This window comes from Pseudomonas sp. GW821-FHT05H12, from assembly GCF_059419385.1.
Map to the genome: position 1 here is coordinate 1 of NZ_JBWKRS010000021.1, position 15,655 is coordinate 15,655.

The window sequence follows — 15,655 nt, forward strand, 5'->3', positions numbered from 1 at the left end:
GATGGCGTCCTTGAGATCGCCATCGCCGGCAAGCCGGCTCCTACAGGGGGCTGCGGTGTATTCGTGAATGTTTTTTTATGAAGGATCTTGAACCATGGATTTGACCCCACGGGAAAAAGACAAGCTGCTGATCTTCACCGCCGGCCTCGTCGCCGAACGCCGCCTCGCACGGGGTGTGAAGCTCAACTACCCGGAAACCATCGCCTACATCTCCGCCGCCTTGATGGAAGGCGCCCGCGACGGTCGCACCGTGGCTGACCTGATGCACTTTGGCACCACCTTGCTGACCCGCGAGCAAGTGATGGAAGGCATCCCGGAAATGATCCCGGACATCCAGGTGGAAGCCACCTTTCCCGACGGCACCAAGCTGGTCACCGTCCACCAGCCGATCGCCTGAGGTGCGAGCATGATTCGTGATGCAACCGAGCAGGACCTGGCGCAGATCCGCGACATCTACAACGACGCGGTGCTCAACACCACCGCGATCTGGAACGAGCAACCGGTGGACCTCGCCAACCGCCAGGCGTGGTTCACCGCGCGCCAGGCCCAGGCTTACCCGATTCTGGTCGCCATCGAAAACGATGAAGTGACTGGCTACGCGTCGTTTGGCGACTGGCGCCCGTTTGAAGGTTTCCGCTACAGCGTCGAACACTCGGTGTACGTGCGCAACGACCAGCGCGGCAAGGGCCTCGGCCCGCGCCTGATGGAAGCCCTGATCGAACGCGCCAGGGCTTGCGGCAAACACGTGATGGTCGCCGCCATCGAAAGCGGCAACCAGGCCTCGATCCGCCTGCACGAGCGCCAGGGTTTTATCACCACCGGACAAATGCCCCAAGTGGGCATCAAGTTCGGCCGCTGGCTGGACCTGACCTTCATGCAACTGACCTTGAACCCGGGCGCACAACCGCCCAAGGAGTGACGTCGATGAGTGCTGCGCAACTGCGTCGAGTCAATGCTGAAAGTTTTGCCCACTACCGCCTGGGCTTGATTGAGCTGTTGCTGGACGCGGTAAAGCATGGCGCCTCGGTGGGTTTCATGGCCGACATTGATGAGGCCCAGGCCCGCGATTACTTCACCGGCGTGCACACCCAACTGCAAGACGCCAGCCTGCTGCTGTGGGTGGTGGTGCGCGATGAACAAGTGATCGCCAGCGTGCAGTTGGCGCTGTGCCAGAAAGCCAACGGATTGAACCGCGCCGAAGTGCAAAAACTGATGGTGCACAGCCTGGCGCGCCGCCATGGCCTGGGCCAGCAATTGATGAACACACTGGAACTTGCCGCGCGCCAGCACAAGCGCGGCTTGCTGTACCTGGACACCGAAGCCGGCTCGCCGGCCGAAGCCTTCTACCAGTCGCTGCGCTACACCAAACTCGGTGAGTTGCCCGACTACTGCCAAAGCCCGGACGGGCGTTCACACCCAACCGCCATCTACTTCAAGACCTTGGGGCAACCTTCATGATTCCTGGTGAATACCTGATCCAGCCTGGCGAGATCGAGCTCAATGCGGGCCGCCGCACTCTCAGCCTGAGCGTGGCCAACAGTGGCGACCGACCGATCCAGGTGGGCTCGCATTATCATTTTTTCGAGACCAACGACGCGCTGACGTTTGATCGTGCGGCCAGCCGCGGCATGCGCCTGAACATTCCTGCGGGGACGGCGGTGCGGTTTGAGCCGGGGCAGAGCCGGGAGGTGGAGTTGGTCGATTTGAGCGGTGGCAGGCGAGTATTTGGGTTTGCCGGCCGGATTATGGGCGACCTGTAGGGCCCCATCGCAGGCAAGCCAGCTCCCACATGGGAACGCATTCCAAATGTGGGAGCTGGCTTGCCTGCGATAACGACTTCATATTCAACACAACTTTTCAGGGCACTCTCACATGAAAATCAGCCGCCAAGCCTACGCCGACATGTACGGCCCCACCGTCGGTGACAAGGTCCGCCTGGCCGACACCGAGCTGTTCGTCGAAGTGGAAAAAGACTTCACGATCTACGGCGAAGAAGTGAAATTCGGCGGCGGCAAAGTCATCCGCGACGGCCAGGGCCAGAGCCAGTTGCTCGCCCATGAAGTGGTCGACACGCTGATCACCAACGCACTGATCATCGACCACTGGGGCATCGTCAAGGCCGACGTCGGCCTCAAGAACGGCCGCATCCACGCCATCGGCAAAGCCGGCAACCCGGATGTGCAGCCCGGCGTGACCATCGCCATCGGCGCCAGCACCGAAGTGATTGCCGGCGAAGGCATGATCCTCACCGCCGGCGGCATCGACACCCACGTGCACTTCATCTGCCCGCAGCAGATCGAAGAGGCGCTGACCAGCGGCGTGACCACCATGATCGGCGGTGGCACCGGCCCGGCCACGGGCACCAACGCCACCACTTGCACCTCCGGCCCATGGCACCTGGCGCGCATGCTCCAGGCCAGCGATTCGTTCCCCATGAACATCGGTTTCACCGGCAAGGGCAATGCCAGTTTGCCGGAACCGTTGATCGAGCAGGTCAAGGCCGGCGCCATCGGCCTGAAGCTGCACGAAGACTGGGGTACCACGCCCGCAAGCATCGACAACTGCCTGAGCGTCGCCGACGAATACGATGTGCAGGTGGCGATCCACAGTGACACCCTCAACGAGTCGGGTTTCGTCGAAACCACCTTGGCCGCCCTCAAGGGCCGCACTATCCACACCTACCACACCGAAGGGGCCGGTGGCGGTCACGCGCCGGACATCATCAAGGCTTGCGGCTTCCCCAACGTGCTGCCCAGTTCCACCAACCCGACGCGGCCGTTCACCCGCAACACCATCGACGAACACCTGGACATGCTGATGGTCTGCCATCACCTGGACCCGAGCATTGCCGAGGACGTGGCCTTCGCCGAAAGTCGCATCCGCCGCGAAACCATCGCCGCCGAAGACATCCTGCACGACCTCGGCGCGTTCTCGATGATCAGCTCCGACAGCCAGGCCATGGGCCGCGTCGGCGAGGTGATCACCCGCACCTGGCAGACCGCCGACAAGATGAAGAAACAGCGCGGCCCGCTGCCTGGCGACGGCCCTGGCAACGACAACTTCCGCGCCAAACGCTACATCGCCAAGTACACCATCAACCCGGCGATCACCCATGGGGTGAGCCATATCGTGGGGTCCATCGAGGTGGGCAAATGGGCCGACCTGGTGCTGTGGCGCCCGGCGTTCTTCGGCATCAAGCCGACCCTGATTCTCAAGGGCGGCGCGATTGCCTCCAGCCTGATGGGCGACATCAACGGCTCCATCCCCACGCCGCAACCGGTGCACTACCGCCCGATGTTCGCCAGCTTCGGCAGTTCGCTGCACGCCACCAGCCTGACCTTTATCAGCCAGGCAGCGCAGGCGGCAGGCGTGCCGCAAGCCCTGGGTTTGAAGAAGCAGATCGCGGTGGTCAAGGGTTGCCGCGAAGTGCAGAAAACCGACTTGATCCACAACGACTACCTGCCGGAGATCGAGGTTGACCCGCAGACCTATCAGGTCAAGGCCGATGGCGTATTGCTGTGGTGCGAACCGGCGGAGGTGCTGCCGATGGCCCAGCGGTATTTCCTGTTCTAAGACGCACGGCCCATGATCCGGTCGGTCAAGGTACGCAGGACGTTTTTGCGCTCATCGCCCAGGCGTGCCATCTCGGCATAGTATTCGTCGTCGCTCATCACCTGGCCCGGACTGACCTGCGACGCCGACTTACCCAACACCTGCGCCGACGCATCGATAATCTTGCGCAGTTCATCCTTGCGCTCTGCGGATATCGAGTCATCGTCGAGCCATTCCTGCTGGGCGGTATACAGGTTGATCAAGGCTTCGCTCTTCGCGCTGACCGGTGCGAAGTCTGCCGCGAAGGTTGTTTGCACGTAATCAGCCCAGAACGGCTGCTCGATGATGCCATCGCGCAACAGGTCGCCGCTCTCCAGCTCGCGGACACGGGTGTAGGCCTGCTCGATCATGGCAGGGGTGACATCAGGCTCGTTGTAAAACATGGCCGACTGCCAGGGCAGGTCCAGGCGATCCGCCAGGCGCGTGACGTATGCCAGGTGAATTTCCACCTCGTCAATGCTGGCAACCGGGTTGCCTTCGGCGTCGGAGCTCTGGATCAAGCCGTCGTCGCTGTCGTACTCAGGGAAGTGACGGCCGTTAGCCAGCAACTCGGCTACCCGCGCATGGGCGATGCGCCCCAGCTCGTCGAGGCGCGCCTTGCCTTTGGCGAGGTCCAGCAGTTCAAGGCGCATCAGTCCCGGGTCGGTTAGCCCCAGTGCTTCATGCAGCAACACCTCGACCCCCATGGCATTGAACAGCTGCGCGCCCGCATCCACACAGGTGGTGGGCGCCAGCGCCATCTCGAACAAACGCTCGCGCAACGCACTGTCGCGCGCCATGGCCTCAAGCATGCGCCAGACCTTGGCTGTCAAGTCGTCCCTGTAGGCCTCGCTGCGCTCGCTCAAGTGCTCGCTCAGTTTGCGAAGCTCATCAAAAAACGGCTCGCTGCCTGGCGCCTCTTCAAGGTCATCCCACACCGGTTGTTTGTTCATCCAGTTCTGCTGGGGCATGCCGCTCATCCAGTGCGCGCTGTCCTGGGTGCCCCTGGGTGGGAACCGGCGGTTTGGGTCCATGCCCACAGACTCCGTATATAGGTTGAGGGTTTCGGATACCTCAGGTGAGAGATAAGCACGTGTCACGACACTTCGGGCAATGATCCTTGCACGTTCGGAGCCGGGCGCCACGTTGGGGATTGCATTGAGGTGGTTACCGCTCAAACCCAGCAAAAAGTCCCGCGGCCGCGGCGCGCCAAACAGCCCTGGCGGCCATTCCTGCAGGCCACATCCGGCCAGGTACAGCCATTTGAGCTGAGGCATGCGGCTGATATCCACCGAGCGCCCCAGCGGGTTGCCCTCCAATGCCACCCAAATGAGCCGGTGCATCCCGCGAATGTGCGAGGCGGTCTGTTCGGTCAATACGATCCGGTTATCGGAGAGGTCCAGCCCTTCCAACCGAGGCATGCCTGCGCACACGTCCGGCAACCGTGTCAGGTTATTACCCTCCAGGTTCAGAATGCGCAGCGCGCGGAATGATGAAAGAAAGCCATTGCTCTGGTCGGTCAACCCGCACCCCGGCAGATGCAAGCTCGAAACATGATCGAAGTTGCCCGGTAACGCCGGCAAGGTGGCCAGCTGCGCGCCCACACGTCTGTTTTCCAGGCGAATACGCTGGCCCCGATAGTTGTCGTGGGTATCCACGTCCCACTCACAGCTTTTTTGCCAGGCGCTTCGAATCACATCACGGATCTGGCGACGAACCCTCAGGTTCGGCACGTCTCTTGGCCCGGTTGCCAACCAGCGATTGAGGGCGTTGTCCAGTTGCTCAAACTCGTTCTCAAGGGCGCGAAGCCAAGCGTCATCCGTAGCAGGCTGATCCCGCAGGAATTCAGTGAGTTGCAGGTCGTTGATGGTGGGGTAAAGCATGCGTACACGCTCCCGAACGGTCACCGGGCGCCCCGCCCCCCGTCCGCTGAGCGGATAGCCCAAGCGGTTATCCGTCAGGCGCCGTGGCTGCCGCCAGGCGGGTTTTCGCTCGGGCTGCATGCGCAGCACCTGACGCAATTGATCACGATTCAACGCTTTGTCGATAACCAACCCTTCCAGTTGCTCCCCCTGACCCACATGGGGCAGACCGATCGCCTTGCGGTGGCTGTCGGGCAGCGCGCGTTGCAGCGCACCGTATAAGCCATTGATGCCATGCAGCTCCTGGCCCTGCTCATCGAAGGGCTGGTAGCGCCCATCGCCCATCCGTACCAGCACCTTACGGCTGTCAGCGCCAGTGGGGCCAAACTCGGCACGCAGCGTTCCACTGAATGAAGCGTCGCGCACTTCCAGGCGTAGAGCGTTATGCCAGCCCGGCAATTTCTCCAAGGTATTGAGTACCAGCGCTTCGGTATCGGCGTTGGCCAGGTCGCGCAGGTAAAGGCCTTCGTAGGCATGCGCCAGGCGCACACGGGCCTGGAGTTTGCGCGCCGCCTCCGCCAGCCGCAGGGGAATGCGATTGCGGCTATTGACCATCGCCAATTCGTCGGCAGACGCACTGTCCAACAGTTCCTGCACCATCAAGGTTGGCAAATGCTTAAAGTCTCGCTGCATGAGGCGCACCGCCGGATTACCCGCAGGCAGTCGCTCGCTATAGATACTCTGAAACAGTCTTGCGCGATTTTTTATCCCATGGGTACTCAAGCGCTGGGCCAGTAACAGAGCACGCTGGGGTTTTGTGGCAGGCAGGTGCTGGCCCAGGATCTGCTGGAGTTGCTCTGAGGTCAGGCTGTCGACGATACGAGCAGGCAGTTGGCCCTGAATCAACTCACTGCGCCGGATACGCACCACGTCATCAGCTGGCGTCGCGACGCCATAACGCAGGGGGGCGCCTTCTACATCGCCCTGCACCTCAATGGCCTTGCCCGCCGGCCAGCCAGGCAGCTCAACACTCAGCGCGGCGCCAAACCCGCACAGCTCATCGGATGGGGTGCCGGCGTGTATCTGCTGGCTGACTTTGATGGCGTCGCCATAGGCGCGAAACCGGTGTGCGGTATCGAGCAGTACGGCAGGTGTCGGCTCGCCCTCGGTGTGCATGCGGCGCAATTGTGACTCTTCGACACCGCTGACCTGGCGAATCTGTTCCAGCTCGCTGTCGGTAAAGCCATCCGTGACCGGACCCAGGCGCCGCATCAACTGTGTACCGCTCCAGGTCTGGGGCCAATCGGCTTCGTGTAACCAGGCGCCTTGACCGTTATGCCTCACGCGCGGCTGGTAGGCATCGGGACGGCTCGGATGGCTGATGCGATAAGCGCCGCTGTCCGGGTCCGCTTCGACGCGGTAGTAACGATCCTGAATCGTCAGGGTCGTGGCGTCGTTGTCGACATACAGGCCGTGGGCATCTGGTTGGGTTTGCGGCTTCCCATTCACCGACTCATAGGCTGTAAGGTCCGGGTTCCAGAGACGTTGCTCGCCTGAGGCCAATGTCACACGTTTCAAATGATCGACCGCGCCGCTTAGCTGGATGTGCGGCAATACGCTGGCGCCAGCGGCGATGAACGCCGTATTGAGTGCCACCGACGAGAAATGTGCCCACATGCCCCCGAGATCGCCTTGCTCATAGGCATGCACCCCTTCGAAAACATCCGACATCATCTGCGCAGCCCCCACCGTCAGCATGATGGGACCAAGCCCGGGCACTACGAAGGCTGCCAGGTTAAGCACGTTCACTACGGCCTCCAGGTAGCTGTCCAGCCGCGCCATACGTGCAACCTGGTCTTCTACCCCGGTCGGCACAGCCACCGCGGCGGCATCGGCAAACTGCTTGCGCACATAGGCCTGGCGCACGCGTTCCCACAGTGCTCCGGTGATCGCGACTTCGTTCATGGGCAGGCGCGGCAGGTGCCCTCTGAGCGGATAGTCCTGGTTGGTTTTTTTCTCACCGGCGGGCTGATACAGCGTATCGAAACGCTGGAAAAACAGACCCTGCTCGCGGGCAGGGATATATCGGCTGAAAAAGCGTCGATAACTGGCGCTGTGCAAACGTGCTCGCAGGTCCGCCATGAACTCGCCGCTGTTGGCGTATTCCTTGAGCGGTTGTTGCGGGTCATCGGGCAGGTAGACCACCAGACGCTCGCTCGTACCACTGTCCAGGCGCTCCGGTCCGATCAGCAGAGGCCCGACCAGCACACTGTCAAACACTTGCAGGGCGGCGGAGCTCACAGGCTTGTTCGCGCCCCACGTACCTGGCTGCCCGGCGAGTATCCTGGCCAGCATTGGGTAATGCCGACACACTGATGACGCCCTGCATGTGGGCCACCTCCAGGCACAGCCCGAACTGTTCGCACAGGAACTGTTCAAGCTGCTGTTCAAGCCTGGTTTTTTCCGAGGTATTTTCCGGCTGCACGACAGCTTTTATATGCGCCTGGTAGAGCGCCCCAAGATCCAGTGTGCGGCACAGCTTGGCAAAGGCGTGAGGCGTGATGGGCACGGCGTACTCGGCCAGCACGGCAAACGAGGGGATGACATCACCGTCGAAGTCGCCCCAGTGGGTGATGATCTGGCAATCATCACAGGAAATAGGCTCTTCTTCCTGCGGCGTGAAATTGGCCAGGGCCGCCTCCAGCAACGTTACCCCTCGATAGCGGTAATCGAGGGCGGAATCACGGCTTACGTCAAACACAAAAAAGCCATACAGGTCATCTCGCTTCTGGAAGCCGTATTTGCGCGCAAAATACACATTGCGCACATCCAGATCGAGGTTGAATTGTTGCTTGATGGCCGCCTTGAGCCTGGGCTCGGCGAATGCCGCAATGGCTTCGATGCGGCCAAACCAGGCATCGACCTCGTTGAGCCGCTCCTGGAACCGGGTCTGCCCGCCCGCCAGCGCCTGCCTGGCGACAGCAGGCGCCGTGGAATACCACGCGGGCAAGCTCAATGGGTGATCGGCCAAAGCCCGCTGGCGATCAGGTGCGGCCTGCATGAACCAGCGGGGTATGCGCGACTTGAGAAAGTCGTAGTGAACACCTCGAGGGTCAACGTTTAACGTTCCTTCGGGAGAGGAAACGGGCACAGGGTTTTCTGACATGGGGGACTCCGCTTGACTGAAAAAACCAGCCTATCGGATGTCCCCCGCAGTCAAAGCCTAGATAGTTATTGTTGTGCCTCAGGCAATGTCTCTGGAAGGGCCGGGCTGGGCAGACTGCTCGGCGACTTCCCGACGTGACAGGGCGATCAGTTTTTCATTGCGCGCCGTGGACAACTCGATATCCAGCATGGTCGCGGCTTCGGCGTATTGCTGGTCGATCTGCGGATGGGCGATTTCCAACGCCTCACGCTTTTGCGATTTGACGCGTTCCAGTTCAGCGAACTCGGCGGGGTACTTTTCCTCAAGATAAGCAGCCCAGTAATCGACGTTAATCAAGTACTCATAAAACGCCTCGGAGCTTTCCGCCGCACGCACGGCCTCCAGCGCCCGGCTCTGCGCCGCGCCGCGCAGGGGCCTGCCGAACCTCATGTATGTCGGCTGCCCTGGCAAGTCCAGCGCATCACGCAGGCCGATACGATACTCCAGGCGCACTTCGGCCGCGTCCATGCCCGGGCTGGCTTCCTGGTTGGCCAAGGCTTCAACCTTGTCGAGGCGGAATAACTGACGCGCCAACTTCAACAGGGCCGGGCCTTTCTGATCCAAGCGCGTGGGGTCGATGCGTTGTAAGGCATCATGCTCGAAAACCTTGATCTCCAGGTTGCTGAAGGTGAGCATGCGCCCGTCAACGCAGGTGCCGTGGGTGCTGGACATGGCAAACACGATGCCGCGCAACTCGGCATCATCGTTGACGGCGTCCATCACCCTCCAGACCCGGTGAGTCAGATCGGCACGCGCCAGTCGGTACTCCTCGGTGTCTTGCAAGCGTTCGAGCAGGTGGAAGAAGGCCGCATTACCCGGTTCGCTCAGCAATTGCGCCCACCGTTCACGACGCAGATTCTGCTCATCGACCGGCACACTACCCAACCAACCACCCACCTGTTCATCCACCGGTGGCGGTTCGGGCAGTTCCTCATCGGATTCCACTGTCTCGCCGTCACTTTGCGGGTTGTCGTCCAACAACTCTTCGATCTCACGACGGCTCAGTCCTAGAGCCACGGAACGCTCCGTATCAGCAGCGTACCCCTGTAAGCGCTCCAGGCTGTCGCGTGACAATTCAATGTTGTCGGACAGGTCGACGCCCTCCATCAATTGATCATGAGTTCCGTCGAGGGCCTCGGCGGGTATGGACTCGATGTTGTTGTTGCGCAGGTCCAGGGTACGCAGGGCGCTCGACTGCAACACTGCGTCGGGCCAGTCCTCCAAGCGGTTGCTGCTGATATGCAGGGTTTGCAGGCGTGGCAGACCGTCGACGCTGAAAACGTCTAGCTGATTCTGGCTCACGTCCAGCCACTGCAGGTTGGGGTATCGCGCCAGGGTGGCACACAACCCGTCACCCTCGGCGAGCAGGTTCCCCGCCAGCTCCAGGCGTTCCAGATGCGCCATGCCTGCAATCCCACGGGGCAGTTCGCTCAACGCATTGTTATTGAGCACTAGCGTGCGAACATGGGGAAACGCTTCGAAGAAACCTTCGGAGCCAGTCTCGGAAAGCAACACACCCGCGGCGTTCAAGGTTTCAATGTGCTCGAATGCGTCGGGAAGCCGGGGCAGATCGCCCAATTGCAAGCCTTCCAGTTCAAGGCTTCGTAGCGGTTCGACAGCGCGCACGCGCAGTCCCTCGCGCCAGGCGTCAACGATCCGCAGAGCCGCCTGCCGGCGGATCTGGGCGCTCACCGTCCACGTTGAACCACGGGCTTCACGGGTGAACAGCCAGCCATTGAGCCGGCGCACCAGTGCCTCGAACTGGCCACTCCACCCATCGAGCCGGGTATGCAACTGTTGCTCGCTCACGCCTTCGTCGGCCATCCGTGTGGCCCAGCGCTGCAGCTCGTCAGCCTGAAGCTCAGGCCATAGGCGCAACACGCGTTGCTGCGGCGGGCTGTTCGCCGCTTCCGGAGCGGGCAAGGGCAATAAGTGATGGGTCAACGAACGGCCGGTTTCCTGAGGTGGAAACCGCTCGGGAACGGGCTCCAGGCCAAAACGCTCCAGGGTGCCTGCCGACAGCCCCTGGTTCAGTTCCACCCGCTGCATGGCCGCAGCCCAGTGCGAGCTGGCCGCCTCGGTCAGCGGTGTGCCAAGCAGGTTGGTGCTCAGGACGGCCGCGTCATCAGCCAGCACCCCCTGCGGCACTTGGGTGATGTAGCTGCCGCGCAAATCTAGCCATTCCAGTGCAGGCAAATTCTCCCAACCCAATGGCCAAGCCGACAGGCTGGTGTGACTCAACCCCAGCGTACGCAGGTGGACCATCGCGCCGACATCCAGGCCTTCAAGCGGATTGTGGCTCAGGTCCAGATGTTCCAGCCTCGCCCAATCACCTGTACCCAAGGGCAGGTCGGCGAGGCTGCAATCCCCCAGGTTCAGAGCGCGCAGGCCGCTGAAACCACTCACAAAACCCGGCAGCGTCTGCGCGGGCAAACGGGCACCTTTGAAGTTCAGCGATTGCACATGCTCGAAACCCTGTTGAGGCATCGGGGGAAACTCGCTGATTCGCACGCGGGGCAACTCCAAGTCTGCCGAATACTGCAGCGCGCCATAGCGCTTGAGCAAACCCTGGTACCAACTGCGTTTGAGACCGCCTGCCATGTTATTGCGCTGTATGACTTCCATGGATACGCCGTTGGTAACCCAGGCTTCCAGGGGTTGCACCAAAAGATCGTGCTGCGCCGTCAACGCCTCAATAGCCGACCAGCGCGCCGGGGCATCGGGCCAAAGCTGGAGGAACAGCGGCTGCAACTCTCCGACCTGGCCAGGCGCCGGCGGGAAATAAGCACCACTGCTGTCCAGTCGGGCCAGGCGCTGCAACTGACCCTTGCAATAGCCACTGACCATTTCTTCCTGGTCCAGCAGATGCATAGGCTGACTGCGGACATAGTCATAGGCTTGGCGGAAGTCTTCCCGCGCAAAGCATGACCAGTCCAGGGACAAGCCTGACCACAGGCGCTCGTGCCCCGGTTCGTATAGACGCGCTGGCAAACGGCTGATGGCGGTACCTTTGAGGTCCAGACGCTCCAGCAGCGGCAGGTCCAGAACCCCGGTGGGCAGTCCTGCCTGATAGCTTCGGCTTATCTTCAAATCGCGCAGTTGCTGCATCTGGCTGACATCCAATACATGCCCAGGGGGCACGGCGCCATCCAAGTGCAGCTCAGTCAGCCCGGTGAGCGTTGAGAACCGTGCAGTTTGCTCGGCGTCGAAGGCGAAGTTCGAAGCGATATGCAGCCGTGACACCTGCGGCACCCTGGCAAGCGCCGCAGGCACGGTGCGCAACTGCGGGTGGGTGACGATGACTGTCAGCTTCTGCACCTCAGCGAAATACCCGAGCACCTGCTCGATATTGGTGTCGCTGACGCCGCGTCCACCGATACTCAGGCTGCGCACGTGGGAAAAGTCCGCATCCAGGGACGGTAGTGGCTCGTCCAGGAACAGATTCAGGTCCCCAAAGCGTGGCAATTCCGCCAGGGGCGACGCCCTCCAGCAGTCTTTGATGGCCTGTGCCGCTTGCCGTCGCCCATTCCTTTCGGCAAACACTTCACCACGCGGCTGAGGCGCCTGTTCAGCCACCCACTGATCAAGGACTCCCTCAAGGTTTTGCCACTCGCGCAGGCGATTGCCAAGCAGATTGAAAATTTGCTGCTCGCTGTCACCGGCCACCATCCGCTGAAAGATAAAACCATTGACCTGACCGTCGGTGAGTTGCGGGTAAACGTCACGCACCCGGCTTCCCAGCAGAGGTGCGTGCAATTGGCCACCGCCACTGGCGGGGTAACCGATCAACTGTGCAGAAATGCGTTGCGGTGGCTTGAACCAGCGGTTTTTCCTCGTACCGCCGTCGACAATGGCTCGGGATTCGGGCCGCTGGCGTACCGCCTGGTCAATGATTGCCCGACGCAATTGCGCGCTCTGCGCCACCTGTGGAACACCGAGGGCCTGGCGTGAACCATCGGGCAACGCGTGCATGATCGATGCGTAAAAGTTGTCACCCTGGCGCGGCAGGCTGTTGAGTGCCTCGCCACGCTCGTTGAATGCCTGGAACATCGGGCCACTCTTGACCACATATTTGCGCTGGGTAGCGGAGTCGCTGCCGATAGCCTCCAGCAAACGGCCACCAATGTGCTCCTCACGCAGCTCCAGACGCACAGCGTCGGACCAACCCGGCAGCCTGGCGAGGGTGTGCAGGGCCAAGCGTTTGCTGGCGGCTGAGGCCAGATTTTCCATATGTAAACCGGCAATGGCATGCCCCAGCTGATTCTGCTGCACGTACCAGCGTGCCTGCTCTTGCAGGCGCAGCGGTACGCGACCGGTAGCACGCAGGTCAGCCAGTTGCTGCGCGTCAGCGTCGGCCAGCACCGCCTCGGCACCTGACTCGCCAAGCCCTGGATACAACCGCTGCAGCTTTGTCACCAGCGGGTCTTTGCTGGCATTGCCCCGACAAAGACTTTCAAACAACGCCGGCTGACGGGTGCGCGCATGGTCGACGATCTGCTTTCTGAATTCCTGGACTCGATTTTCCCTCACCCGGGCCGGCTCGCCGCCCAACAGTTGGGTGACTTCGGATTCATCCAGCGCTGCCAGGATCCGATCCGGCAATTGGCTGCCCAGCACGTCCGCACGGGTGATGCGGATGGGCGGTTTATACGGCGCTCCCGGATAGAGCCGCTCAGCGCCATACGTGATCGACGCCCCTGACAGTTGCGGCCCGTCGAACACTTGCAGCACACGGCCCAGGGGCCAGCGCGGCATCTCGGTCACCAGGGGCAACACGTAGAGGTAATGCTCGTCCACGGCCTGGCCGGTCTCGACCTGTTCGATCACCCGCGTCACCCCCTGATCCGCTTCGAACAGGCGCAGGGTGTCTGCAAGGGCCGCTGGCGGCGGCGCGTTGTCCAGGTGCATCTTGCGCAATTGCGCATCACCGATACCGCTGATGTCGGCGATGCTTAACAATTGCTCGTCGTTAAAAGCCTCAGTGACGTGCCCCATGCGCCGTAACAAAGTGAGACGGTCCCAGGTTTGCGGACGCTCAAGTGTGTGTCGCCAGGCACCGGCACGGTTGTGACTGAGAGGCGGCGCATACGCGCGGCCATCGGTAAGGTGCTGGATACGCCAGCGCTGCGCCGCTTCGTCAAAGGTTTGTTCATAGACTTTGCCGGCCTGGCGAATATAGGTTTTGCCGTTGACCTGGAATTGCCCCAAGGCATTGGGCCGGGCGCCTTCAGGCAGCGTGACGGGGCTTTCATAAGCGCTGAGGTCGGGCCTCCATAACCGCGCTTTACCGTCTGCCGACACCACGGGTTCCAGCGCTTCGATCACAGGCTCTGGCTTGACCGCCGCCAGCTTGGCAAGGCCCTTGCCCGCCCCCGCCATGACCGCAAGCAGGGCGATATTTTCTGCTACATCGAGTAAGTGTGCCTTGGCGGCCCTGCGGTTGTCTTCGCCCCACTCAATGGCGCCGTCGAAGGTTTCGTACAGCAACTGGCCCGCCATCACCACCATCATCGCTTCGCCCAGCACGGGCACTAGCATCGCCACCGCATTGAACACCAGCATGCCGATATTGAGCAGGCGAGCGAACTTCTCCGAACGCACCCGGGCATCCACATCGGCCGTCGGAACAGCATGGCTGCGCGCGTCAGCGATCAGTTGTTCGCGATGACGGTCGAACAGGTAACCCCATAGATCGATGTTTTCCGGCCACATACCGTGACCGGGGCGCGACCGGGCGGCGGGGGCCAGATAGGGATCGTCATTGGGCACTTGAGGGGTTGCCCGCATGGGTGGAGCCCCCTTGATCTCGGTGAACAGCCTGAACGGGTTGGTGCCCTCGCTTATTTGCTTAAGCAAGGCGGCAAAGGGCGCCAGCACGTCATCAATGACCGTACCTGACGCGTCCTGGGTGAACTGGCTGAAGTAATCCGGCCGGTCGGCATAGGCAACGAACTGGCTGAAAAAACGCTGGTAAACGCTGGGACGGCCATTCCCAGGCTCGGGTACGTCACGCGTGGTAAAGCGCTGTTTGAACCGTGTCTGCAGGCTGGTCCAAGTGTGGCGTTTGAGCGGCGCGAAGGGGTCGTTGGGAATGTAGAGAATCAGCTCGTCGCTGTAGCGGTATTTCTCGCAGATAACAAACACGATGCAGCCGGTCATGCGGTGGTTCATCAACGCGAGGTCGCGAAACCAGACCGGCTTACCGCCAATCCGGGGGGCGACCTCACCGTCGATGACGGATCGGATCATGCGGTAGTCGGCCTGCTCAATGTCTTTGTTCAGCAGCGCCAACTGAGCGGCGGCACCCAGGGCTCCTTTTTGTGCGTTCGTGAAGGTCGAGCGCAGCGTTGCCAGCGCCTGGGCATCGTCCGGATAGAAAAACGCTTTCAGGTACGCCTGATATTTCGCGCCAATATCCAACGAGCGGCACAGCCCAATGAACTGCGCCACGCTTAATGGGGTGTTGATAGCAGCCTGCCCGCCTTGTGAGTCCTGGCCGATAAACCCGGAGGTATGATGGAAAGCGTCCGATTCGGCTTCGGCGGCTTCGAAGTTATGCAGTGCCGCTTGCAGCAGAGGAAGGCGCAGTGCCTCAAAGCTGGAAATCTCAATGTTGAATACGCCGAGCGCCACCGGTTTGACCAGCCGCAGCAGCGTCTTGTGCACATCCAGCTGCACGTTGAACTGGTCTTGCAGTGCCTTGACCAGTAAGGGCTCGGCGAAGCTGTCGATGTCTTGCAGGGTCGCCACGGCCTGATCCAGTTGGGTCTGGGCAGTGAAACTGGCGACGGCGGCATCATTGAGCGCCTGACGTTGCGCGGGGGAGGCTTGGCGATACCAGTCGGGAACGGACGCTGGACTTTGCTTGAGCGCCTCACGTCGTTGCGGCGTGGCCTGGGTGACCCAGCCGGGCAGGGATTGTTCGATCAGCGGAGCATGCAGGCTGAGGGACGCGGGGGGGAGTTCTGGGGTAACGGGCATGGTGCCTCTCCTGTGA

Annotated in this window: 8 protein-coding genes; 5 read left to right on the forward strand and 3 right to left on the reverse strand. The window is 61.6% G+C overall.

Annotated elements, in window-relative coordinates; translation table 11 throughout:
* Positions 1 to 94 precede the first annotated feature (94 nt).
* The 5 genes from AC07SU_RS18895 to ureC all read left to right on the forward strand — a co-directional run bounded on the left by AC07SU_RS18895 (position 95) and on the right by ureC (position 3,573).
* Positions 95 to 397 carry an urease subunit gamma gene (locus AC07SU_RS18895; protein WP_069075162.1) on the forward strand — a complete coding sequence of 101 codons (303 nt, stop codon included), beginning with the start codon at positions 95 to 97 and terminating at the stop codon, positions 395 to 397.
* Positions 398 to 406: 9 nt separating this feature from the next.
* A complete protein-coding gene (locus AC07SU_RS18900) occupies positions 407 to 919 on the forward strand; it encodes a GNAT family N-acetyltransferase (protein ID WP_494997874.1) in 513 nt (170 codons plus the stop codon).
* A gap of 5 nt (positions 920 to 924) precedes the next feature.
* Positions 925 to 1,458 (forward strand): GNAT family N-acetyltransferase, encoded by a 534-nt coding sequence (locus tag AC07SU_RS18905; RefSeq protein ID WP_176997081.1) that lies wholly within the window; start codon positions 925 to 927, stop codon positions 1,456 to 1,458.
* Complete coding sequence (locus tag AC07SU_RS18910) at positions 1,455 to 1,760, forward strand: urease subunit beta (RefSeq protein WP_176997082.1); 306 nt, start codon at positions 1,455 to 1,457, stop codon at positions 1,758 to 1,760. The genes AC07SU_RS18905 and AC07SU_RS18910 overlap by 4 nt, the downstream gene beginning before the upstream one ends.
* A gap of 112 nt (positions 1,761 to 1,872) precedes the next feature.
* Positions 1,873 to 3,573 carry an urease subunit alpha gene (gene ureC, locus AC07SU_RS18915; RefSeq protein ID WP_494997875.1) on the forward strand — a complete coding sequence of 567 codons (1,701 nt, stop codon included), beginning with the start codon at positions 1,873 to 1,875 and terminating at the stop codon, positions 3,571 to 3,573.
* On the opposite strand, the gene AC07SU_RS18920 is transcribed toward ureC, so the two are convergent.
* From AC07SU_RS18920 to AC07SU_RS18930, 3 genes are all read right to left on the reverse strand, one after another.
* A complete protein-coding gene (locus AC07SU_RS18920) occupies positions 3,570 to 7,754 on the reverse strand; it encodes an NEL-type E3 ubiquitin ligase domain-containing protein (RefSeq protein ID WP_494997876.1) in 4,185 nt (1,394 codons plus the stop codon). The genes ureC and AC07SU_RS18920 overlap by 4 nt on opposite strands.
* A complete protein-coding gene (locus AC07SU_RS18925; RefSeq protein WP_494997877.1) occupies positions 7,726 to 8,619 on the reverse strand; it encodes a dermonecrotic toxin domain-containing protein in 894 nt (297 codons plus the stop codon). Before AC07SU_RS18925 ends, AC07SU_RS18920 begins: the two co-directional genes overlap by 29 nt.
* A 78-nt stretch (positions 8,620 to 8,697) precedes the next feature.
* On the reverse strand, positions 8,698 to 15,639 hold the full coding sequence (locus AC07SU_RS18930; protein WP_494997878.1) for an NEL-type E3 ubiquitin ligase domain-containing protein: 6,942 nt from the start codon (positions 15,637 to 15,639) through the stop codon (positions 8,698 to 8,700).
* Positions 15,640 to 15,655: the final 16 nt, after the last annotated feature.

Bases quoted from the DNA above. Each gene is read 5' to 3' on its own strand.
- AC07SU_RS18895 (WP_069075162.1), top strand. From the start codon at position 95: ATGGATTTGACCCCACGGGAAAAAGACAAGCTGCTGATCTTCACCGCC.
- AC07SU_RS18900 (WP_494997874.1), top strand. From the start codon at position 407: ATGATTCGTGATGCAACCGAGCAGGACCTGGCGCAGATCCGCGACATC.
- AC07SU_RS18905 (WP_176997081.1), top strand. From the start codon at position 925: ATGAGTGCTGCGCAACTGCGTCGAGTCAATGCTGAAAGTTTTGCCCAC.
- AC07SU_RS18910 (WP_176997082.1), top strand. From the start codon at position 1,455: ATGATTCCTGGTGAATACCTGATCCAGCCTGGCGAGATCGAGCTCAAT.
- ureC (WP_494997875.1), top strand. From the start codon at position 1,873: ATGAAAATCAGCCGCCAAGCCTACGCCGACATGTACGGCCCCACCGTC.
- AC07SU_RS18925 (WP_494997877.1), bottom strand. From the start codon at position 8,619: ATGTCAGAAAACCCTGTGCCCGTTTCCTCTCCCGAAGGAACGTTAAAC.
- AC07SU_RS18930 (WP_494997878.1), bottom strand. From the start codon at position 15,639: ATGCCCGTTACCCCAGAACTCCCCCCCGCGTCCCTCAGCCTGCATGCT.